Source organism: Nocardia sp. No.11 (genome assembly GCF_038752175.1).
GTDB lineage: Bacteria > Actinomycetota > Actinomycetes > Mycobacteriales > Mycobacteriaceae > Nocardia > Nocardia canadensis.
Map to the genome: position 1 here is coordinate 13,257 of NZ_JBCGFB010000032.1, position 20,702 is coordinate 33,958.

Genomic DNA, 20,702 nt, shown 5'->3' on the forward strand with positions numbered 1-20,702 from the left:
TTCAGCCTCGCTTCCCGAACGCGTCGGTCGCTTCCACCAGATGGTGGGTGATGCCGGGCTCGTGGGCGGTGTGCCCGGCGTCCTCGACGATGTGCAGGGTCGAACCCGGCCAGGCGTTGTGCAGATCCCACGCGCTCACCGCGGGGCACACGATGTCGTGGCGGCCCTGCACGATCACCCCGGGGATGTCGGCGATCCGGTCCATGTCACGCAGCAACTGTCCCTCGTCGAGGAATCCGCCGTGCCGGAAATAGTGGTTTTCGATGCGCGCGAACGCCAGCGCGAAGCGTGCCTCGCCGGTCTCGGCGACCCGATCCGGTTGCGGCAGCAACGAACTCGTCGCGCCCTCCCACGTCGACCAGGCCACGGCGGCGTCGAGCGCCACCTGCGGATCGGGCGAGTGCAGCAGCCGGTGATACGCCTCCACCAGGTCCTCGCCGCGCTCGGCGACCGGCACCGGAGCCAGGAACTTCGCCCACTCGGCCGGGTAGACGTTGCCCGCCGCGCCGTTGTAGTACCAGTCGATCTCCTTGCGCCGCAACAGGAAGATCCCGCGCAGCACCAGCTCGGTGACCCGCTCGGGATGGGCTTGGGCGTAGGCCAGGCCCAGGGTCGATCCCCACGAGCCGCCGAACACCTGCCAGCGGTCCACGCCGAGGTGCTCGCGCAGCAACTCCATGTCCGCGATCAAATGCCCGGTGGTGTTGACGCCGAGGTCCGCGCCGTCGGCGAGGTGTGGCACCGACCGGCCGCACCCGCGCTGATCGAAGAGCACGATGCGGTAGACGGCGGGATCGAAGAACCGCCGTTGCAGCGGCCCGGTGCCGCCGCCCGGCCCGCCGTGCACGAACACCACCGGCTTGCCGTCGGGATTGCCACTGACCTCCCAGTACACCGACTGGCTGTCGCCGACGTCGAGCAGGCCGTGCGCGAACGGCTCGATCTCCGGGTAGAGGTCGCGCATCAGAACGCCAGTCCCGCAGCGAGATTCGGCAGATCCAGGGCGGTCATCGCCTCGGTACGCACGTCCGGGCAGGCCTCGGTGGTGACCCGGTCGACGATCGCCTTGTCGGCCAGCACCTGGGCGTTGATCCCGCCGTTGCGCAGCGCCCACTCGTGCACCATCGCGTTGAGCGCGAACCGGCCCAGCGTCGGGCCCTGCACCCGGAAGTTGGACAGCTCGGGCCGGATCATGTCGCACAGCTGCGCGGCCGCGGTGTCGGTGATCGTCACGCTCCCCGGCGTGCCGGAGGTGCTCGGCTTCGCCACGCTGGTCGTCGCGGCGGTCGTGGTGCCGGAACTGCCGGTCGGGGTGGTTTCCCCACTGCCGCAAGCGCTCAGGCTCGCGACGGCGAGCGCGCCCGCGAGCAGCAGCGCGGGACGGGTCTTCCAACGGCGGTGCGGCATCGATACCTCTACTCGTGTCGACTATGTCGGTATCGAGTCTGCCATCCGGTGCCACCGCGCACATCCGGCCGAACCCTGAGTTCGACGCGCGAGCCCGCACGCCCCGCCCTCGGCCGGACATGCCGTGAACCCGGCCCCACGCGCCCCGACCCTGAGGAGGGCAGGCCGCGCAGCGGCCGTCGCGGCCGTCCCGTCGGTCAGGTGCCGTTGCGTAGGCGACGAAGGAGCAAGCAACGGTGCCCGACCGACGGGACAGGAGGGGCCGCGACCTCGAGCGCGCCAGCGCTCCAGAAACTCAGAAGCTGTGCTCCGGGCCGGGGAAGGTGCCCNCCCGACCGACGGGACAGGAGGGGCCGCGACCTCGAGCGCGCCAGCGCTCCAGAAACTCAGAAGCTGTGCTCCGGGCCGGGGAAGGTGCCCCGGCGGACCTCGTCGGCGTAGGCGGCCGCGGCCGAGCGCAGCTCGTCACCGACATTGCCGAAGCGCTTGACGAACTTCGCCGTCTTGCCGCTGGTGTAGCCGGCCATGTCCTGCCAGACCAGCACCTGGGCGTCGCAGTCGGCGCCGGCGCCGATGCCGACGGTCGGGATGGTCAGCTTGTGGGTGACCTGGCCCGCCAGCTCGGCCGGGACCATCTCCATGACGACGGAGAACGCGCCCGCCTCCTGCACCGCGATGGCGTCGGCGATGAGCTGCTCGGCACCGTCGCCGCGCCCCTGCACCCGGAACCCGCCGAGGGTGTTCACGCTCTGCGGGGTGAAGCCGATGTGCGCCATCACCGGGATGCCGGCGGCGGTGATCAGCGCGATCTGCTCGGCGACGCGTTCGCCGCCCTCGAGCTTGACCGCGTGCGCGCCGCCCTCCTTCATGAACCGGGTGGCGGTGGCCAGCGCCTGCTGCGGCGAGGACTCGTAGGTGCCGAACGGCAGGTCGGCGACGACCAGCGCGTGCGGCGCGCCACGGACGACGCCGCGCACCAGCGGGATCAGCTCGTCGATGGTGATCGGCACGGTGGTGTCGTAGCCGTACACCACGTTGGCGGCGGAATCGCCGACCAGCAGGACCGGAATGCCCGCTTCCTCGAAGAGGCGCGCGGAGGAGTAGTCGTAGGCCGTCAGCATCGACCAGCGCTCGCCCTCGGCCTTCATCTGCTGCAGATGCTGGACGCGGGTCTTGCGGCGGGGCTTGGCTTCGGCGGCGGGAGCGGCACCGTAGGCAGGGGTCTGCTCATCGGATACGGACATCATCGTCCCTTTCGTCTGGTTCCTCGAGGCCCGTACCGGGTCCCCGGGTTTTTCTGACGAATCCAGTGTGCCACCTCGGGCCGAGCCGACTTAAGGGCCGGTACCGGTGTGATCGGTCACAGCGGTGGTTCGGCTAGCGTGAACGAGAGCCCTTTCGCGCGGATCGGGCGCATCGTGTTGTGCGCCGTGCGGCGCGGAAAGGTGGGCCCACAGTGCAGCGTGGCAGGCTCGTCGTGCTCCTCGGCGCTCTCGCGGCGCTGATCGTGTCCGGCTGCACCAGCGCCGAGACCAGCGCGCCGCGCGCGGAGCTGCCGCCACCGCCGCCCGGTCTGGAGAAGTTCTACGACCAGCCACTCGACTGGGGTTCGTGCGAGGGCTTCGGCAGCCCCGAGGACCGGCTGCCGCCCAAGACCGAATGCGCGCGGATCACCGTGCCCGTCGACTACACGCGCCCGGACGGCCCGACCGCCCAGATCGCGCTGTCGCGGATCCCGGCCACCGGCGACAAGATCGGCTCGCTGCTGCTGAACCCCGGCGGCCCCGGGGTCTCCGGGCTGTCGATGGTCACCGTCGGCAACCGGACCGAGCTGGCCGAGAAGTTCGACCGGGTCGGATTCGATCCGCGCGGCGTCGGGTCCTCGCTGCCCGCGATCGTCTGCCTGACCCCACAGCAGGCCGACGCCGAACGCGCCGAGCCGCCCACCGACAACACTCCGGCCGGCATCGCCGACGCCGAGGCCGACAATCGCGAGTACGCCGACCGGTGCGCCCAGCGCACCGGCACCGACCTGCTCGCCCATGTCGGCACCCGCGAGGTCGTCCAGGACATGGACGTGCTGCGCGCGGTGCTCGGCGACCCGAAACTGAGCTACCTCGGCTACTCCTACGGCACCCGGCTCGGCTCGGCCTACGCCGAGAAGTACCCGCAGAACGTGCGCGCCCTGGTCCTCGACGGCGCGGTGGACTCCTCCCAGGACCCCGTGCAGGAGTCGCTGCGCCAGGCCGCGGGCTTCCAGGGCGTGTTCAACGCCTACGCCGCCGACTGCGCGAAGAACGCCGACTGCCCGCTCGGCACCGATCCGGCCCAGTCCGTGGCCCGGTTCCGCGCGCTGGTCTCCCCGCTGGAGGCCACGCCCGCCGCCACCGCCGACCCGCGCGGGCTCAGCTACGGCGACGCCATCACCGGCGTCCAGCAGGCCCTCTACACCGACGACCTGTGGAACGTGCTCACCCAGGGCCTGACCGAACTGCGCGACGGACGCGGCGACACCCTGCTGCAACTGGCCGACATGTACGACGGCCGCCGCGAGGACGGCACCTACGCCAACACCCAGGACGCCTTCAACGCCATCCGCTGCGTCGACGATCCGCGCGTCACCGATCCGGCGGTCACCGGCCGCCAGGACACCGAGTACCGCAAGGCCGCGCCGTTCCTCGACGACGGCAAGGGCACCGGCGCCGCCCCGCTGGAACTGTGCGCCTCCTGGCCGGTGCCCAACACCAGCACCCCGCACCGGGTCAGTGCCCCCGGCGCGCCGAAGACGGTCGTGGTCTCGACCACCGACGACCCCGCGACGCCGTACCAGGCCGGTGTCGATCTGGCCGCGCAGCTGGGTGCCGACCTGATCACCTTCCGCGGCAACCGGCACACCGCCGCCCTCGTCGCGGGCGACCGCTGCCTCGACGACGCCGTCATCGACTATCTGGTCGACCTCGCCGCGCCCGGCGCCGGACTCACCTGCTGAGGCGGATCGCGGCTCAGCGCGCCCCGTCACCGCGGGTGAGATGTGCGAACGATGTGACGAGATAGCAAACGCGAGCGCGTATGTAACACGGATTTAACGCCGGGTGCTTACGCTCGCCGGTATGGATCGCCAGAAGGAATTCGTGCTGCGGACGCTCGAAGAGCGGGACATCCGCTTCGTACGTCTCTGGTTCACCGACGTGCTGGGTTACCTGAAGTCCGTCGCCATCGCGCCCGCCGAGCTCGAGGGCGCCTTCGAGGAGGGCATCGGCTTCGACGGCTCGGCCATCGAAGGCTTCGCGCGCGTGTCCGAGGCGGACATGGTTGCGCGGCCCGATCCGTCGACCTTCCAGGTGCTGCCCTGGGCCACTTCCAAGGGCCACCAGCACTCCGCCCGCATGTTCTGCGACATCACCATGCCCGACGGCTCGCCGTCGTGGGCCGACCCGCGCCACGTGCTGCGGCGTCAGCTCAACAAGGCCGCCGACGTGGGCTTCAGCTGCTACGTGCACCCCGAGATCGAGTTCTTCCTGCTGGAGAACGGCCTGAAGAACGGCGCTCCGGTGCCCGCCGACAACGGCGGCTTCTTCGACCAGGCCGTGCACGACTCGGCCCCGAACTTCCGCCGCCACGCCATCGACGCGCTCGAGTCGATGGGCATCTCGGTGGAGTTCAGCCACCACGAGGGCGCCCCCGGCCAGCAGGAGATCGACCTGCGCTACGCCGACGCGCTCTCGATGGCCGACAACGTGATGACCTTCCGCTACCTCATCAAGGAGGTCGCGATCGACGAGGGCGTGCGCGCGACGTTCATGCCCAAGCCGTTCGCCCAGTACCCCGGCTCGGCCATGCACACCCACATGAGCCTGTTCGAGGGCGAGTCCAACGCCTTCGCCGACCCCGACGATCCGGAGAACCTGTCCGCCACGGCGCGCTCGTTCATCGCGGGCATCCTCGAGCACGCCCCCGAGATCAGCGCGATCACCAACCAGTGGGTCAACTCCTACAAGCGCCTGATCCACGGCGGCGAGGCCCCGACGGCCGCCTCCTGGGGCCGGTCCAACCGCTCGGCGCTGGTGCGCGTGCCGATGTACACGCCGAACAAGTCGTCCTCGCGCCGGGTCGAGATCCGCAGCCCTGATTCGGCCTGCAACCCGTACCTGACCTTCGCGGTGCTGCTCGCGGCCGGGCTGCGCGGCATCGAGAAGGGCTACACGCTGCCCCCCGAGGCCGAGGACGACGTGTGGTCGCTGACCGACGCCGAGCGTCGCGCGATGGGCTTCCGCTCGCTGCCGGGCACCCTCGACGAGGCCCTGCAGGTGATGGAGCGCTCGGAGCTGGTCGCCGAGACGCTCGGCGAGCACGTCTTCGACTTCTTCCTGCGTAACAAGCGCCGGGAATGGGCCGCCTACCGCAGCCAGGTGACCCCGTGGGAGCTCGAGGAATACCTCAGTCTGTGACACCGCGCCCGGCCGCGCCGGGCGTGACGCGGTCGATGCGCGGACCATGTACTTTTAGGGCATGGTCCGGCCACCGACTGCCCGCTCCGCTGTCCCCGGCGTCGGCCGGCTCGGCTTGCTCGAGCCCACCGCAGCGGATTCCCTGCACCAGCTCGGCTGGGACAATGTCGACGGCGTACCAGTGCTCTGGGCGCTGTCGCGTTCGCCCGACGCCGATCTGGCCCTGTCCACGCTGATCCGGCTGCGGGAGTCGCTCGGAACCGACTGGGCCGAACTGGATTCGGCCATCCGCTCCGATGCCACGTTGCGCGGCAGACTGTTCGGGCTGCTCGGCTCGTCCACCGCGTTCGGCGATCACCTCGTCGCCACGCCCGCCGCGTGGAAAGTGCTGCGCGCGAACCGGCTTCCCGAACGCGACGAACTGATCGCCGACCTGCTCGCCGCGGTCGAGGCGAAACCCGAGAGCGGACCCAACGCGGGGCCGATGCTGTTCCGGGCCGAGATCGCCGGTCCGGAGGCGATCGCGTTGCTGCGGAGCCGGTATCGCGATCAGCTGATGCTGCTGGCCGCGGTCGACCTGGCCTCCACTGTCGAGAACGAGCCGGTGCCGCCGTATCAGGTGGTCGGCAGGCACCTGTCCGATCTGGCCGACGCCGCGCTCACCGCCGCGCTGTCGGTCGCCGTGGCGCGGGTGTGCAAGAACGGCCCGGTGCCGGTGCGCCTGGCGGTCATCGCGATGGGCAAATGCGGTGCGCGCGAACTGAACTACGTCAGCGATGTCGACGTGGTGTTCGTCGCCGAGCCGGCCGACGCCACCGCGACCAGGCTGGCCGCGGAGATGATGAGCGTCGCCGGTTCGGCGTTCTTCGAGGTCGACGCCGCGCTGCGCCCCGAGGGCAAGGCGGGCGCGCTGGTGCGCACGCTCGACTCCCACCTCGCCTACTACAAGCGCTGGGCCCGCACCTGGGAGTTCCAGGCGCTGCTCAAGAACCGGCCGATGACCGGCGATCTGGAACTCGGGCAGCAGTACCGCGACGCGATCATGCCGATGGTGTGGACCGCCTCCGAGCGCCCCGACTTCGTCGCCGACGTGCAGGCCATGCGTCGCCGGGTGGAGGATCTGGTCCCCGCCGACCTGCGCGAACGCGAACTCAAGCTCGGCGCGGGCAGCCTGCGCGATGTCGAATTCGCCGTACAGCTCCTGCAATTGGTGCACGGCCGGGTCGATGATTCGCTGCATGTCACCAACACCGTCGAGGCGCTCACCGCGCTGGCCGCGGGCGGCTACGTCGGGCGCGACGACGCGGCCAACCTCACCGCCTCCTACGAGTTCCTGCGGCTGCTCGAGCACCGGCTGCAGTTGCAGCGGCTCAAGCGCACCCACACCCTGCCCGCCTCCGACGACGAGGAGGGCATGCGCTGGCTCGCGCGCGCGGCCCACATCCGGCCCGACGGCAGGCAGGACGCGGTCGGGGTGCTCGAGACCGACATCCGCCGCAATTCGATGCGGGTGCGCAGGCTGCACGCCAAGCTGTTCTACCGGCCGCTGCTCGAGTCGGTCGCCCGGCTCGACTCCGACGCGCTGCGGCTGAGCCCCGACGCCGCGGTGCGCCAGCTCGCCGCACTCGGCTACGGCGCGCCCGCCAACGCGCTCGGCCACCTCAAGGCGCTCACCGGCGGCGTCTCGCGCAAAGGCCGCATCCAGGCGCTACTGCTGCCGACGCTGCTCGAATGGCTCGGCGACACCCCGAATCCCGACGCGGGCCTGCTCGCCTACCGCCGGGTCTCGGAAGGTCTCGACGACCAGATCTGGTTCCTGCGCGAACTGCGCGACGAGGGCGCCATCGCTCAGCGGTTGATGATCGTGCTCGGCTCCTCGGAGTACCTGCCCGACCTGCTGATCAACGCCCCCGAGACCATCCGCATGTACGCCGACGGCCCCGGCGGTCCGCAGCTGCTCGGCCCGCAGCCCGAGGATGTCGCGCGCGGCATCCAGACCGCCGCGGCCCGCTACGACGATCCGTCTCGCGCCGTCGCCGCGGCCAGGTCGCTGCGCAGGCACGAGCTCGCTCGCGTGGCCTCGGCCGACCTGCTGGGCATGCTGGACGTGCCGCAGGTGTGCGCGGCGCTGTCGTCGGTGTGGGTGGCGGTGCTCGAGGCCGCGCTCAGCGCGGTCATCCGGGCGTCGGTGGCCGAGCGGGGCGCGCCGGCGCCCGCCGACCTCGCGGTCATCGGCATGGGCAGGCTCGGCGGCATGGAACTGGGCTACGGGTCCGACGCCGACGTGCTGTTCGTCTGCGACCCCCGCCCCGGCGAGGACGAGACCACGGCGGTGAAGTGGGCGACCGGCGTCGCGGAGAAGGTCCAGCGCCTGCTCGGCGCGCCGAGCACCGACCCGCCGCTGCAGGTCGACGCGGGCCTGCGCCCGGAGGGCCGCAACGGCGCGTTGGTCCGCACGCTGGCCGCCTATCAGGCCTATTACGCCCAGTGGGCCCAGCCGTGGGAGGTGCAGGCGTTGCTGCGCGCGCACCAGGTGGCCGGCGATCAGGATCTGGGCGTGCGGTTCCTGCACGTCATCGACCCGATCCGCTATCCGGCCGGTGGCGTCTCGGCGGAGTCGGTGCGCGAGATCCGCCGGATCAAGGCCCGCGTCGACGCCGAGCGCCTGCCGCGCGGGGCCAATCCGGCCACCCACACGAAGCTGGGGCGCGGCGGTCTGGCCGATATCGAGTGGACCGTGCAGCTGCTGCAGCTGCGGCACGCGCACGAGGTGCCCGCGCTGCACAACACCTCGACGCTGGAGGCGCTCGACGTCATCGAGGCCGAGGGCATCCTGGAACCCGAGGACGTCGCGCTGCTGCGGGAATCGTGGATCACCGCGACGGCGGCCCGCAACGCGCTCGTGCTGGTCAAGGGCAAGCCGACCGATCAGCTGCCCGGTCCGGGCCGACTGCTCTCGGCGGTCGCGCGGGTGGCGGGCTGGCCCACCGACGACGGCAGCGAGTTCCTCGACAACTACATGCGCATCACCCGCCGGGCCAAGGCGGTCGTCGAGCGGGTGTTCGGGGGATAGCGGACAAGAGAAAGGCCCCGCACCGAGGGTGCGGGGCCTTTCTCGTTCACGCCGGAATCAGATGGCGCGGACGTCCTGAGCCTGGGGGCCCTTCTGGCCCTGGCCGACCTCGAACTCGACCCGCTGGCCCTCTTCGAGGGACTTGAAGCCCGAGCCGCTGATGGCCGAGTAATGCACGAAGACGTCGGGGCCGCCTCCGTCTTGGGCGATGAAGCCGAAGCCCTTTTCGCCGTTGAACCACTTAACAGTGCCTTGAGTCATGTGTTTTACAAGTCTTTTCAGTCGATGAGCCATGGCGATCTCTGTGATCAGCCCAGTCTCAGCAGCCAAGTATGCCATACTCGCCGACAAACTGCGCGCAGGGGGTCTCGGCACCGCGATGTGGGCGGAGTCTGCGCCTCGCGCACGGCGTGTCGCCATGGCCGATCGGCGACGGGTGCGCCGAGGTCACACTGTCGCCCGCGATGTGCCAATCTGGGCGGCATGGGTGAGAGCAACGAGGCGGACTCCGGACACGTCGATCTGGCACTGCGGGTGCTCGACGCGCACGTGGCCTTCGCCAAGGAACAGCTGCTGACGCCCGCGGGCTTCCTCGAACTCGTCACCGAGGAGGTCGACGGCGTCCTGGCCGAGTGCGCCGTGCTGACCCTGGCCGAGGCGGTCACCCGCGAGCAGATCAAGGGCGTCGCGCACAAGTACGCGGTGCAGATCCCGGTCGAGGGCGCGATCCCCGAACTCGTCGGCGAGATCGCCGCCCGGCTGTACAACCATCGCGCCCAGGACGAGATCCCCGTCGGCGACGTGGTGGACAACCGCCGCTTCGACGAACTGGTCTCGGCCGTGGCCGACATGGAGGTCTCGCACCGGCTGGTGCGGCTGGTGCTCAACAGCCCGGTCACCGTCGACGCCTGCGTCGAAGCGGTGCAGCGCGCCGTCGTGACCGCCGTCGACGACGGCAAGCACGCCGAGGGCGGCGGTCTGGCGCAGTCGCTGCGCGGCGCGCTGGCCCGGCTGGCCGAGCCGGCGCTGCCCGCGATCGAGAACGGCGTCGGCCGGATCACCCGCACCGGTGCCCGATTCGTCCTGCGCGGCAATCGCGACGACGCCGACGACATGCTGCTCGACGCCGCCCGCGAGACCTGGCGCAAGCACACCGGCGATTCCATCGGGTCCTTCCGCGAGCTGGTCTCGGCCAACGACGTGGAGGACGCCGTCGTCCTCACCTTCGAGTTCTGGCGCACCTTCCGCGACACCGACTACTTCCACGCCCTGCTCGACGAGGGCATCGATCACGTCTTCGACAAATACGGCGACACCCCGCTGGCCGAACTGCTGGCCGAGCTGGGCATCGGGCGCGCGGACATGATCGAGGAGGCGCTGCGTTTCGGCCCCTCGGTGCTGGCGACACTCGACGAGCGCGGCTATCTGGACGCCGTCGTCCGGCGCAGGCTGGCGCCCTTCTACGCCTCCCCGGCGTTCCGCGCCGCGGTGACCGGAACCTAGGACTCGCGAACCCGCGGACCGTGAGTTCTGTTCGGCCGCTGGTGCGTCGGTGTTTGTCGGTACGATCCGTGCAACGATGGAGCGCTTGCGCTACCGGATCGCGATGAAAGGCTGCCGTGACACGTCTGTCCTCCCTGCTCGACCAGATCGACTCCGGAGCGGTGCTGCTGCCCGAATTCCAGCGCGGTTACGTCTGGAACAGGGACCAGGTGCGCGGACTGATGCGGTCGCTGTATCTCGGGTATCCGGTCGGCGGGCTCCTGGTGTGGGAGACCGGATCCGAGGACATCGCGGTACGCGGCCAGGGCGGCGGCTCGGGATTGCGGCAGCTGCTGCTCGACGGCCAGCAGCGCATCACCACCCTCTACGGCATCCTGCGCGGCACCGCGCCCTCGTTCTTCGAGGGCGACGCCGTCGCGTTCACCGGACTCCATTTCGATGTCGACCGTGAGGTTTTCGAGTTCCAGGTGCCCGGCCGCGAGACCGCGCCGACCTGGATCGATGTCACCGAGCTGTTCGCGCTGGGGCCCGTGCACTACCTGCCCCGGTTCACCGAGGTCCCGCCGGAGACTCTGGCGGTCTACCTCGACCGGCTCAACAAGCTGCGCGAGATCACCCACCGCGAGTTCAATGTCGAGACCATCACCGGCTCGGACCGCACCGTCGACGAGGTCGTCGACATCTTCAACCGCGTCAACTCCGGTGGCACCAAACTGTCCAAGGGTGATCTGGCGCTGGCGACGCTGTGCGCGCAGTGGCCGCAGGCCCGCGGCAACCTGCGCGACCACCTGATCCGCTGGGACAAGGACGGCTACACCTTCACCCTGGACTGGTTGCTGCGCAATGTGATCGCCGTCGGCAACGGCCGCGCCCACTTCGACGCGCTCGGCGATCTGTCGCCCGCGGAGTTCGAGCAGGCGCTCAGCAATACCGCCACCCAGGTCGACACCTTCCTCGACACCGTGGCAGGCCGCCTCGGCCTCGACCACGACCGAGTCCTGATGGGGCGCTACGCGATTCCGGTCATCACCCGGCTGCTGTTCCTCAACGGCGGCCGCTTCGACGACGACCTGCACCGCGACCGGGTGCTGTACTGGTACATCCATTCCGCGCTGTGGGGCCGGTTCAGCGGGTCCACCGAGACGTTCCTGCAGCAGGACTACGAGACGCTCGAACGCGGCGGCATCAACGGCCTCATCGGCTCGCTGGAACGGCTGCGCGGCGGCTCACTGGACCTGTGCGCCGACGACTTCGGCGGCGCGACCCGCGGTTCCCGGTTCTATCCGCTGCTGTACCTGCTGACCCGCGTCGACGGTTCCCGCGACCTGGGCACCGGCGACGAACTGGGCATCGAGCAGTTCGGCGAGCGCACTCCGGTGCAGGTGCACTATCTGTTCCCGAAGACCACGCTGCGCGACGCGGGCTACGAACGCAACGAGATCAACGCGATCGCCAACTTCTGCTTCCTCAGCCCCGGCTCGGAAGCCGAACTGGGCGAACGCGAACCGGCCGACTACCTCGCCGAGGTCGAGCGCCGTCATCCCGGTGTACTGGCCTCGCAGTGGATTCCGACCGACCCCACGCTGTGGCGGGTCGAGAACTACCGCGAATTCCTGCGCGCGCGACGCAAACTGCTGTCCGCGGCCGCGGACGCCTTCCTCGAGCAGCTGCGCACCGGCACCCTGCACCGGCCGACGCTGCTGTCGGTCGGCGTGGCCGGGGTGAGCCTCGGTGACCCGGCGGTGGACCTGGTGAACGCGCTGGTCGACGACCTGGTCGCCGACGGCTTCGGGTTCCCGCTGCTCGACAGCGAGGTCTCCGATCCGGTGACCGGCCGCGAACTCGCTGTCGCCGAAGCGTTCTGGCCCGAGGGCCTGCAGCCCGGCGTCGGCATGCCGGTGGTGCTGGTGCTCGAGCCCGCCAACGCCGACCTCACCCGCCTGGCCCAGCTCGGCTACGCCGTGTTCACCTCGGTGGACGCGCTGCGCGGCTATGTCGACAACCTGCGCGTCGAGGTCTCGGGCGACACCGGCCTCTACGGCCCCGCCGCCGACGTGGCCGCGCTGGCCGATCGCCTGCCCGCCACCTGGGTCGGCAACTCCGAGCAGGTCTGGTTCCGCTTCGCCTGGAACCAGCTCGAGCGGGACCGCGCCGAGGGCCCCGACGCGGCGCTCGAGCCCGAACAGGTCGCCCTGCGCTACATCGCGCTGTGGGCGCTGACCCGCACCTTCTACATCCACGCCTTCGACCAGGGCAATCCGGGGGAGTGGCGGTACTACCTGGGCGACGCGATCGGCCCGAACCCGTTGGTCCCGCGCGACTGGCTGGCCCGCCGCGCTGTCGCCTCCGGCGCGCTGGCCCCCGGCGCCACCCCCGGCGACGAGGACATCGCGATCGCCATGGTGCACGGCGTCCTCGAGGTGGTCGAGGATGTCGCCACCGCCCTGTCCCACCTCCTCGGCGGCCCCGGCCTCTTCGCCTCCCTCTGGGCCTCGGCGGGCGCCGCCGAGCACTACGGCTACCCCCTGTCCACCGACCAGATCAACGACCTCATCAACCAGGTCGTCAACGATCCGGCCTCGCGAAAGATCCAGGCCTACAACTGGATCGAGGCTGGCCTGCCGCTCTGACCGTGCCGAGGGCCTGTCTCAGCTGTGCCGTGCGGCGTGCGCGGCGGCGACGAAGCGTTCGCACGCCTGCTTCGACTTGTCGCCCGCGGCTTCCTCGACGCCGCTGTTGACGTCGACCCCGAACGGTTTCACCGCGCTGATCGCCGCGTCGACATTGTCCGCGGTGAGTCCGCCCGCGAGCACGACCGGGCAGCCGAGTGCGGCCAACTCGGTCACGATGCGCGCGCTGATGGTCCAGTCGTGGGTGCGGCCGGTGCCGCCCAGCCGGTCGGCGGTGCGGGAATCCAGCACGACCGCATCACAGTCGGCGGCAGCGGCTTTCGCCTCCAGGATCGCGTCCGCCCCGGCGACGTGGACGGCGCGCAGGATGGTCCGGCCCCGCGCCTCGGCCCTGACCTGCCGCAGTGTCTGCGCCGATACCAGCCCGTGCACCTGGATCGTGTCGACGCCGAGGTGATCGGCGAGCTCGATGATCGCCGCGGCGTCGTCGAGGTGGGTCACCAGGACGGTGTTGACGAACGGCGGGACCAGCGCGGCCAATCGCCGTGCCGTCGCGGCGTCGAGCCCGTCTTCGCTGACGTGGGTGATGCCCGAGATGAGGCCGACCGCGTCCGCGCCCGCCTCGATCGCGAGCCGCAGGTCGGCTTCCGAGCGGATTCCGCAGATCTTGGCGCGCACGGTCATGGACCGAAGACTATCGGGCCGCGAGCACGTCAGCCCCGCGCGCCGGTGGCGTGCTGGAACGTCGTGACGAAATCGCGCAGGGCGGTGCGGTCCTCGGTGTCGGGTGGGCGGTGACCGCGGGCGGCTTCGATGGTGATCGGGGTGCCCGCGCGGATGGGGAGCTCGGTCCAGCAGACCGGCAGGACCGGGAGCTGGACGGTCCGGTCGGCGACGGTGAGGGTCAATGCCGAGGTGTAGCGGCCCGCGACGGTCATCAGCGCGTCGACGGCGTCCTCGGTGAGCGGGCCCGCGGCGGGGAATTCCTCGATGTACACGCGGTACCTCCTTCTGCGGCGCCAGTGTAGGCCGACGCGGGCACCTCAGAGAACCTTTAGCGGCACCATAAGGGCGCGCCAAGGACGTCGGCTTAGGCTCGGCCCCATGATGCGGAAATGGTTGGACCGGGCATTGCTGGTCCTGGGGTGGGGCGCACTGATCGCGGCGACGGCGGGGATCGTGTTGCATCTGGGCAGCTGGCGGCAGCAGTCACTGGTGCTGCTGGCGTCGGGGGCGATGTGGCTGATGCTGGGCGCGGTGATCGGGGTGGTCCTGGTCCTCCTCGCGCGCGGATGGCGCAGCGCGATCGCCGGGGGCGTGGTGCTGGTCGGCGCGGCGTGGCTGGTCGTTCCGGCCTACATTCCGGCGGCCGGTGCCGCCGAGGGGCCGCAGCTGCGGGTACTGCAGTCGAATCTGCTGTTCGGCCAGGCGGATCCGGCCGCGGTGGTCGCCGCGGTGCGCGACAACGACGTCGACGTGCTCACCGCCGACGAACTGACCGTCGACTCGATCACGCGGCTGCGAGCGGCGGGCCTGGAGGCCCGGCTGCCCTACTTCTATCTGGAACCCGCGCAATCCGGCGGCGGCGGTACCGGCATCTACAGTCGATACCCGTTGCGCCAGACCGTGAAGTACGACGGCTTCATCATGAGCAACATCTCCGCGACGATGGAACATCCACAGCGCGGCCCGATCTCGGTGTACGCCTTCCATCCGATCCCGCCGAACATCGATTTCGCCGCGTGGACCGCCGAGCTGCGCCGGGTCGACGAGATCCTGGCCACGGCGCCCACACCCGCGATCGTCGGCGCGGATTTCAATGCGACGCAGAACCACGCGGCCTACCGCGCGCTGCTGGACGGTCCGTTCGCGGCCGCGGCGGAACAGACGGGCGACGGCGTCCTGCTGACCTTTCCCGCGGATCGCCGGTGGGGGCCGGTGATCGGCATCGATCACATCCTCGTCGCCGGTGGCGTGGCCGAACAGGTACGCACGCTGACGATTCCGGGCTCCGACCATCGCGCGGTGCTCGCCACGGTCAGAATGCGGGATTGACGGCGTCGATTACCATGTGAGCGCTCGACATCGGACCGCTCGGCGTCCATGTCATTGCCCGGGGAGGAATCAGCGGATGATCAAACATCGGTTCGCCATGGCCATGGCGGCACTGGTGAGCGTCGGCCTGCTCGCCACCGGTTGCGCGGCGACGACCGTCGCCGGCGACCAGGCGATGCCCACGATGGACAACCCGTGGGAGGTGGCGGGCGCGACGTCGAACACCGGGCCCAGCGGCACCCGTCCGGGTGTGCCCGACACCGACAAGAAGGCCGACAACGGCGACAACGGCAAGATCGACAAGCTCGCGCTCAACGCCATCGCCGATATCGAAGAGTATTGGCAGACCGAGTATTCCAAGACCTTCCGGGGCAACTTCAAGCCCGCCTCGAAGTACATCTCGTGGTCGGCGAAGGCACCGGAATCGGAGTCGGTGCAGTTCTGCAAGAGCAGCACCTACAAACTGGTCAACGCCGCGTACTGCCCGCTCGACCACACCATCGGCTGGGACCGCTCTGTCCTGCTGCCGCTGCTGGTCGACAAGTACAAGGAGATGTCGGTGGTGATGGTGCTGGCCCACGAGTACGGCCACGCCATCCAGTCCCAGGCCGATCTGCTGCGCGGCTTCCTCACCGACGCGCTGGTGAAGGAGCAGCAGGCCGACTGCCTGGCCGGCGTGTTCCTGCGTCACGTCGCCGAGGGCAAGTCCAAGCACTTCACCCTCAACACCACCGACGGCCTCAACGGCGTGCTCGGCGCGACCGTCGCCGTGCGCGACCGTGACCCCAACGACCCTGACGCCGTGCACGGTTCGGCCTTCGAGCGCGTCACCGCGGTGCAGAAGGGTTATACCGAGGGTGCCGGGTCCTGCAAGGGGATCGACAAGGACGAGATCAGCAAGCGCCGCGGCGGTCTGCCGGTCACCTTCGAGGACGGCGAGCGCGATCAGCAGCTGCCGGTGAACAAGGAGAATCTGAGCTCGCTGGCGACCCAGCTGGGCAAGTCGATGCCGGTGAAGAACGCGCCGACGTTCGACTACGCGGGCGTCACCCGCAACTGCGCCTCGACGACCACCACCGAGCCGGTGTCCTACTGCCCGGGCAGCAACACCATCGGCACCGACCTGCCCGCCATGGCCAAGCGCGCGGGGGAGGGGTCCACCGGCAAGGAGGAACCGCTCTCGGCGGTCGTCACCGGCGACTACAACGCCGCGGTGGTCTTCGTGTCCCGCTACGCCCTGGCGGTGCAGCAGGACCGCAAGCTGTCACTGACCGGCGCCGAATCGGCGGGCCTGCGCACCGCGTGCCTGTCCGGCGCGCTGACCACGAAACTCAGTGAGCCGAGCAGTGATCCGCGCCTGTCGGCCGGTGATCTGGACGAGGCCGTGTCGGGCCTGCTCGCCGACGGCCTCGCGGCCGCCGACGTCAACGGCAAGGTGGTGCCGAGCGGGTACCAGCGCCTCGAGGCGTTCCGCACCGGCGTGCTCGACGGCGAACAGGCCTGCCTGACCCGGTTCGAGTAGTCAGCGCGCCGCGGGCAGTGACCGCAGGGAGCTGAGGGTGTTCGCCACCGCGCGGGCGGCCTCGGCTCCCTTCGTCACGAAATGGTTGGTGTAGTAGTCGACGTGCTCGCTGTGCTCGTGGAAGTGGTGCGGGGTGAGCACCACCGAGAACACCGGGACGTCGTTGTCGAGCTGGACGCGCATCAAGCCGTCGATCACCGCGGTGGCGACGAAGTCGTGGCGGTAGATGCCGCCGTCGACGACCAGCGCGGCGGCCACGATCGCCTCGTAGCGGCCGGTACGGGCCAGACGCTGCGCGTGCAGCGGGATCTCGAAGGCGCCGGGGACGTCGAACACCTCGACGGCGGCCGGGTCGAGCCCTAGACCGGCGTATTCGGCGACGAAGCCCTCGTGGGCCTTGGTGACGATGGAGCTGTGCCAGCTGGCGCGGATGAAGGCGACGGCGCCGGTAGACGTGGTTCCCATGGGCGGAGTCTACTAGGCTCTAAGCTACTCATCGGTAACATGTTGGGAAAGCCAGTCGACGACGTCGCCGATCACCTGGTCGCGCTCGGGCTCGTTGAACACCTCGTGGAACAGCCCGGGATAGCGCAGCACCGTCACATCGGACGAACCCGCGTCGCTCTCGAGCAGGTCCGCACTCGACGGCGCGGCGACGGTGTCGGCCGTGCCGTGCAGCACCAGCAGCGGCGCGGTGAGCGCGTCGAGACGCTGCTTCACCAGCGCGGTGTGCTGCAGGATCTCCACCGCCGTGCGGGCGGGCAGCTTGCCGCGGAACACCAGCGGGTCCGCGTCGTAGGCGCGCACGACCTCGGGATCGCGGCTGATCGTCGACGAATCCAGGGTCAGCACACCGAGATTCGGCGCCAGCCGGGTGAGCAGGGGAGCGGCCAGGCGCTGCACCGGATTGCCCAGCGGGATGTCCAGCGGCGGCGCGGAGACCACGATCCCGGCCACGTCGACCGGTCCACGGGTGGCCAGGTGCAGCACCACCAGACTGCCCATCGAATGGCCGAGCAGGAATCGGGGCACGTCGGGATGGGCCTTGCCCGCCAGGTCGAGCAGGGTCGCCACATTGTCGGCGGCCGCGTGCATCGAACCGATATTGGCCGCCGCGCCCTCGGACAGGCCGTGTCCGATGTGATCGAGCGCGTACACCGCGAAACCTTGCGCGGCCAGCGCGTCGCCCACGTACTCGTAGCGCCCCGAGTGCTCGGCGACGCCGTGCACCAGCACCACCACCGCGCGCGGTGCGGTGTCGGGTTGCCAAGCGCGCCAGGCGATCCGGCCGCCGTTGCCGGCGAATTCGCCCGTGTCCGTCGTCATCGCTGCGCTGCTCCTTCGTCGCCGGGCGCCACCGCGAGCCGCTCGATCAGGCGCCGATTGAACTCGATCAGTCGAGCGTAGTTGAGCCGGGAGATCCGCTCGTCGGTTCCGTGGATCCGTGCCAGATCGGCCGCGGTCAGCACGATCGGCGCGAAGTTGCAGCGGGTGGCGGCCAGACCGTCGTAGTGGCGGGAGTCGGTGGCGCCGGGCACCAGCCCGGTGGTCGTCACGATGCCGGGGACCAACTCGGCGGCGAGTTCGGCGATCAATGCGTAGGCGGGGCCGGGACCGGCGACCCGCGACGGCTCCGACGCGGGCCCGACGAGCTCGATCGCCACACCGAGGTCGCGGATCACCCGGCGGCAGTGCGCGAGCACCGTCGACACCGAATCGCCGGGCAGGATGCGGAAATTCACCAGTGCCTCCGCGCTCTGCGGCAGCACATTGGCCTTCACCCCGCCCCGGATCACCGTCGGCGCCGTCGTCGTGCGGACCAGCGCCTCGGTGGTGGGGCCCGCCGCCAGGATCCGGGTGAGCAGCGGTCCGGTCAGCGTGGCCAGCCCGCGTCGGTCGGTGAGTTCGAGCAGCTTGCGGCGGGGTTCGGGCAGCGCCACCCGCATCCGGGCGAGCATGTCGGTGATCACCGGGGTCAGCCGCAGCGGCATCGGATGGTCCTGTACCCGGGCCACGGCACGCGCCAGGCGCCCGACCGCGGTCTGCTTGCCCGGCATCGAGGAGTGGCCGCCGGTCTCGCTGACCGACAACCGCACCGTCGCGTAGCCCTTCTCACCCAGCATGATGCTCGCGACCGGCCGGTCGACCCCGTCGGCGACCCCGTCGGTGATCACCCCGCCCTCGTCGAGCAGCAGCTCGGCCCGCACGTTCTCGGCGCGCAGGTGCTCGGCCATCCGGACCGCGCCACCGTCGCCGAAGACCTCCTCGTCGTGGCCGAAAGCCAGGTAGATCGTGTGCCGCGGGCGGACCCCGGCCGTCAGCGCCTGCTCCACGGCCTCGAGCACGGCGAGGACCCGGCTCTTGTCGTCGATCGCGCCCCGGCCCCAGATGAACTCCGCGTCGACGACGCCGGCGAACGGGGGATGGGTCCAGCGCTGCGGATCGTCGACCGGGACGACGTCCTGGTGGGCCAGCAGGATCGCCGCCACCGGTCCCGGCTCGGCGCCGTCCCAGCGGTAGAGCCTGCTGCGGCCGAAGGTGGTCAGGGTCAGCTCGGCGTGCACGCGCGGGAACGACGCCTCGAGGTGGTCGGCCAGGCGGGCGAACTCCGCGTCGGCGGTCTGGGTCGGGTCCTCGGTGGACACCGTCACGCAGCGCAGCGCCGCGGCCAGTCGCTCGGCGACCTCCTCGTCGACTCCGTCGGTGACGGGGGATCCGGTCGGTTTCTCGGTCATCGGGCGCACCCTCGCCATTGTTGCCCGTGCCCGGCGGGTTCGCCGTCAAAGACGTCCGAAACGCCGTGTTCGAGGTCGGGGCGTCATGCGGTCCGACAGCCCGGCGAGGGGCCATCTAAGCTGACACCATGGCAGGAGGCAAGGGCGGCAAGCCGTCGAAGGAAGCCAAGGCCGCGGCTAAAGCGGCCCGTAAGCAGGCATCACGCGAACGGCGTCAGCAGTTGTGGCAGGCGTTCAACATGCAGCGCAAGGAAGACAAGGCGCTGCTGCCGCTGATGATCGGCGCACTCGTCGGCACCACGGTGGTCTTCTTCCTCATCGGTCTGATCTTCGACATGCAGTGGTTCCTGCTGCCGCTGGGTCTGCTGCTCGGTGTGCTGTTCGCGTTCATCATCTTCGGACGTCGCGTGCAGAAGAACGTCTACCGCAAGGCCGAGGGCCAGGCGGGCGCGGCGGCGTGGGTGCTGGAGAACCTGCAGGGCAAGTGGCGGGTCGCCAACGGCGTCGCGGCCACCACCCAGCTCGACGCGGTGCATCGCGTCATCGGCCTGCCGGGCGTGATCTTCGTGGCCGAGGGTTCCCCGCAGCGGGTGAAGTCGCTCATCGCCCAGGAGAAGAAGCGCACCGCCCGCCTCATCGGTGACACCCCCATCTACGAGGTCGTCGTCGGCAACGACGAGGGCCAGACCCCGCTCAAGGATCTGCAGAAGTTCCTCACCAAGCTGCCGCGCAACATCGACGTCAAGCGGATCGACCAGATCGAGGGCAGGCTGACCGCGCTGAGCTCGCGCAGCGGACCCGCGATGCCGAAGGGCCCGATGCCCCCCGGCGCCAAGATGAAGGGCATGCAGCGCGCGATCCGTCGCCGCTGACCCCCGCCTACCGACCGAGCCCGGCACCTGATCGCAGGTGCCGGGCTCGTGTCGTGTCAGGAGTTCGTCAGGAGTTCGGCGGCCGTCCGGTCAGCAGCCACAGGATCCGGTCGTAGGCCAGCAGGTGGTAGCCGACCAGCACCGCTGTCGCGATCAGCGCGAGCCGGGGCAGCCCGGCGCCCCACAGTGCCGCGGCGCCGCCGAAGAGCACGCCGAACTCGACGAGCAGCCGCACCGGGCCCGGGACCGGCACCGGCGCGCCACCGCCGCGACTCGGATCATCGGCGAGGGCGAAGGTGCCCCACAGCAGCGCGGCCGCGATGGGCAGCACCACGACGAGCAGATATCGCCAGGGGGAGTCGAATGCCCGCCAGCCGAAGACCCCGAACGAGGTGATGGCGATCAGTTCGAGCAGGAAACGCACGGCCAGCAGGGCCGGATTCAGTGACACGGCCAC

18 protein-coding genes are annotated in these 20,702 nt (G+C 70.3%); 8 read left to right on the forward strand and 10 right to left on the reverse strand.

Annotation, left to right across the window (positions count from 1 at the left end; translation table 11 throughout):
- Position 1 precedes the first annotated feature (1 nt).
- From pip to panB, 3 genes are all read right to left on the reverse strand, one after another.
- Positions 2-964 carry a prolyl aminopeptidase gene (pip, locus tag V8688_RS12800; RefSeq protein WP_218721864.1) on the reverse strand — a complete coding sequence of 321 codons (963 nt, stop codon included), beginning with the start codon at positions 962-964 and terminating at the stop codon, positions 2-4.
- Positions 964-1,407 (reverse strand): hypothetical protein, encoded by a 444-nt coding sequence (locus V8688_RS12805; RefSeq protein WP_218721863.1) that lies wholly within the window; start codon positions 1,405-1,407, stop codon positions 964-966. The genes pip and V8688_RS12805 overlap by 1 nt, the downstream gene beginning before the upstream one ends.
- A gap of 386 nt (positions 1,408-1,793) precedes the next feature.
- Positions 1,794-2,651 carry a 3-methyl-2-oxobutanoate hydroxymethyltransferase gene (gene panB / locus V8688_RS12810; RefSeq protein ID WP_218721861.1) on the reverse strand — a complete coding sequence of 286 codons (858 nt, stop codon included), beginning with the start codon at positions 2,649-2,651 and terminating at the stop codon, positions 1,794-1,796.
- Positions 2,652-2,914: 263 nt separating this feature from the next.
- Here panB and V8688_RS12815 point away from each other — a divergent pair, with 263 nt between their 5' ends.
- The 3 genes from V8688_RS12815 to V8688_RS12825 all read left to right on the forward strand — a co-directional run bounded on the left by V8688_RS12815 (position 2,915) and on the right by V8688_RS12825 (position 8,928).
- Entirely contained in the window at positions 2,915-4,396 is a 1,482-nt protein-coding gene (locus tag V8688_RS12815) for an alpha/beta hydrolase (RefSeq protein WP_342800882.1), read from the forward strand.
- 121 nt (positions 4,397-4,517) lie between these two features.
- Positions 4,518-5,855 carry a type I glutamate--ammonia ligase gene (gene glnA / locus V8688_RS12820; RefSeq protein ID WP_218721857.1) on the forward strand — a complete coding sequence of 446 codons (1,338 nt, stop codon included), beginning with the start codon at positions 4,518-4,520 and terminating at the stop codon, positions 5,853-5,855.
- A gap of 61 nt (positions 5,856-5,916) precedes the next feature.
- Positions 5,917-8,928, forward strand: coding sequence for a bifunctional [glutamine synthetase] adenylyltransferase/[glutamine synthetase]-adenylyl-L-tyrosine phosphorylase (locus V8688_RS12825; RefSeq protein ID WP_218721855.1), 3,012 nt, complete (start codon positions 5,917-5,919; stop codon positions 8,926-8,928).
- Positions 8,929-8,985: 57 nt separating this feature from the next.
- Here the strand turns inward: V8688_RS12825 and V8688_RS12830 are convergent, their stop codons facing one another.
- Positions 8,986-9,189 carry a cold-shock protein gene (locus V8688_RS12830; RefSeq protein ID WP_218721900.1) on the reverse strand — a complete coding sequence of 68 codons (204 nt, stop codon included), beginning with the start codon at positions 9,187-9,189 and terminating at the stop codon, positions 8,986-8,988.
- Between the two features lie 222 nt (positions 9,190-9,411).
- Here V8688_RS12830 and V8688_RS12835 point away from each other — a divergent pair, with 222 nt between their 5' ends.
- Positions 9,412-10,431, forward strand: a complete 1,020-nt coding sequence (locus tag V8688_RS12835; protein ID WP_316574009.1) for a hypothetical protein — start codon at positions 9,412-9,414, stop codon at positions 10,429-10,431.
- A gap of 116 nt (positions 10,432-10,547) precedes the next feature.
- The gene (locus V8688_RS12840; protein ID WP_342800865.1) at positions 10,548-13,061 is read left to right on the forward strand and encodes a DUF262 domain-containing protein; all 2,514 of its coding nucleotides are present in this window, start codon (positions 10,548-10,550) and stop codon (positions 13,059-13,061) included.
- 18 nt (positions 13,062-13,079) lie between these two features.
- On the opposite strand, the gene V8688_RS12845 is transcribed toward V8688_RS12840, so the two are convergent.
- The gene (locus V8688_RS12845; protein ID WP_342800866.1) at positions 13,080-13,745 is read right to left on the reverse strand and encodes a phosphoribosylanthranilate isomerase; all 666 of its coding nucleotides are present in this window, start codon (positions 13,743-13,745) and stop codon (positions 13,080-13,082) included.
- A gap of 29 nt (positions 13,746-13,774) precedes the next feature.
- Positions 13,775-14,059: a hypothetical protein gene (locus tag V8688_RS12850; protein WP_218721849.1), complete on the reverse strand. Its 285-nt coding sequence runs from the start codon at positions 14,057-14,059 to the stop codon at positions 13,775-13,777.
- Between the two features lie 106 nt (positions 14,060-14,165).
- On the opposite strand from V8688_RS12850, the gene V8688_RS12855 reads away from it, so the two are divergent.
- Both V8688_RS12855 and V8688_RS12860 read left to right on the forward strand, forming a co-directional pair.
- Complete coding sequence (locus V8688_RS12855) at positions 14,166-15,116, forward strand: endonuclease/exonuclease/phosphatase family protein (RefSeq protein WP_342800867.1); 951 nt, start codon at positions 14,166-14,168, stop codon at positions 15,114-15,116.
- A 76-nt stretch (positions 15,117-15,192) separates the two neighbouring features.
- Complete coding sequence (locus V8688_RS12860) at positions 15,193-16,638, forward strand: metallopeptidase (RefSeq protein ID WP_342800868.1); 1,446 nt, start codon at positions 15,193-15,195, stop codon at positions 16,636-16,638.
- On the opposite strand, the gene V8688_RS12865 is transcribed toward V8688_RS12860, so the two are convergent.
- From V8688_RS12865 to V8688_RS12875, 3 genes are read right to left on the reverse strand one after another with little or no spacing between them, the layout of a single operon-like run.
- A complete protein-coding gene (locus V8688_RS12865; RefSeq protein WP_218721845.1) occupies positions 16,639-17,103 on the reverse strand; it encodes a 6,7-dimethyl-8-ribityllumazine synthase in 465 nt (154 codons plus the stop codon).
- A gap of 24 nt (positions 17,104-17,127) precedes the next feature.
- A complete protein-coding gene (locus tag V8688_RS12870; protein ID WP_218721843.1) occupies positions 17,128-17,964 on the reverse strand; it encodes an alpha/beta hydrolase in 837 nt (278 codons plus the stop codon).
- Entirely contained in the window at positions 17,961-19,373 is a 1,413-nt protein-coding gene (locus tag V8688_RS12875) for a M20/M25/M40 family metallo-hydrolase (protein WP_342800869.1), read from the reverse strand. The genes V8688_RS12870 and V8688_RS12875 overlap by 4 nt, the downstream gene beginning before the upstream one ends.
- Positions 19,374-19,501: 128 nt before the next feature.
- On the opposite strand from V8688_RS12875, the gene V8688_RS12880 reads away from it, so the two are divergent.
- Positions 19,502-20,245: a DUF4191 domain-containing protein gene (locus tag V8688_RS12880; protein WP_218721839.1), complete on the forward strand. Its 744-nt coding sequence runs from the start codon at positions 19,502-19,504 to the stop codon at positions 20,243-20,245.
- A 67-nt stretch (positions 20,246-20,312) separates the two neighbouring features.
- Here the strand turns inward: V8688_RS12880 and V8688_RS12885 are convergent, their stop codons facing one another.
- A complete protein-coding gene (locus tag V8688_RS12885; protein ID WP_342800870.1) occupies positions 20,313-20,696 on the reverse strand; it encodes a YrdB family protein in 384 nt (127 codons plus the stop codon).
- Positions 20,697-20,702: the final 6 nt, after the last annotated feature.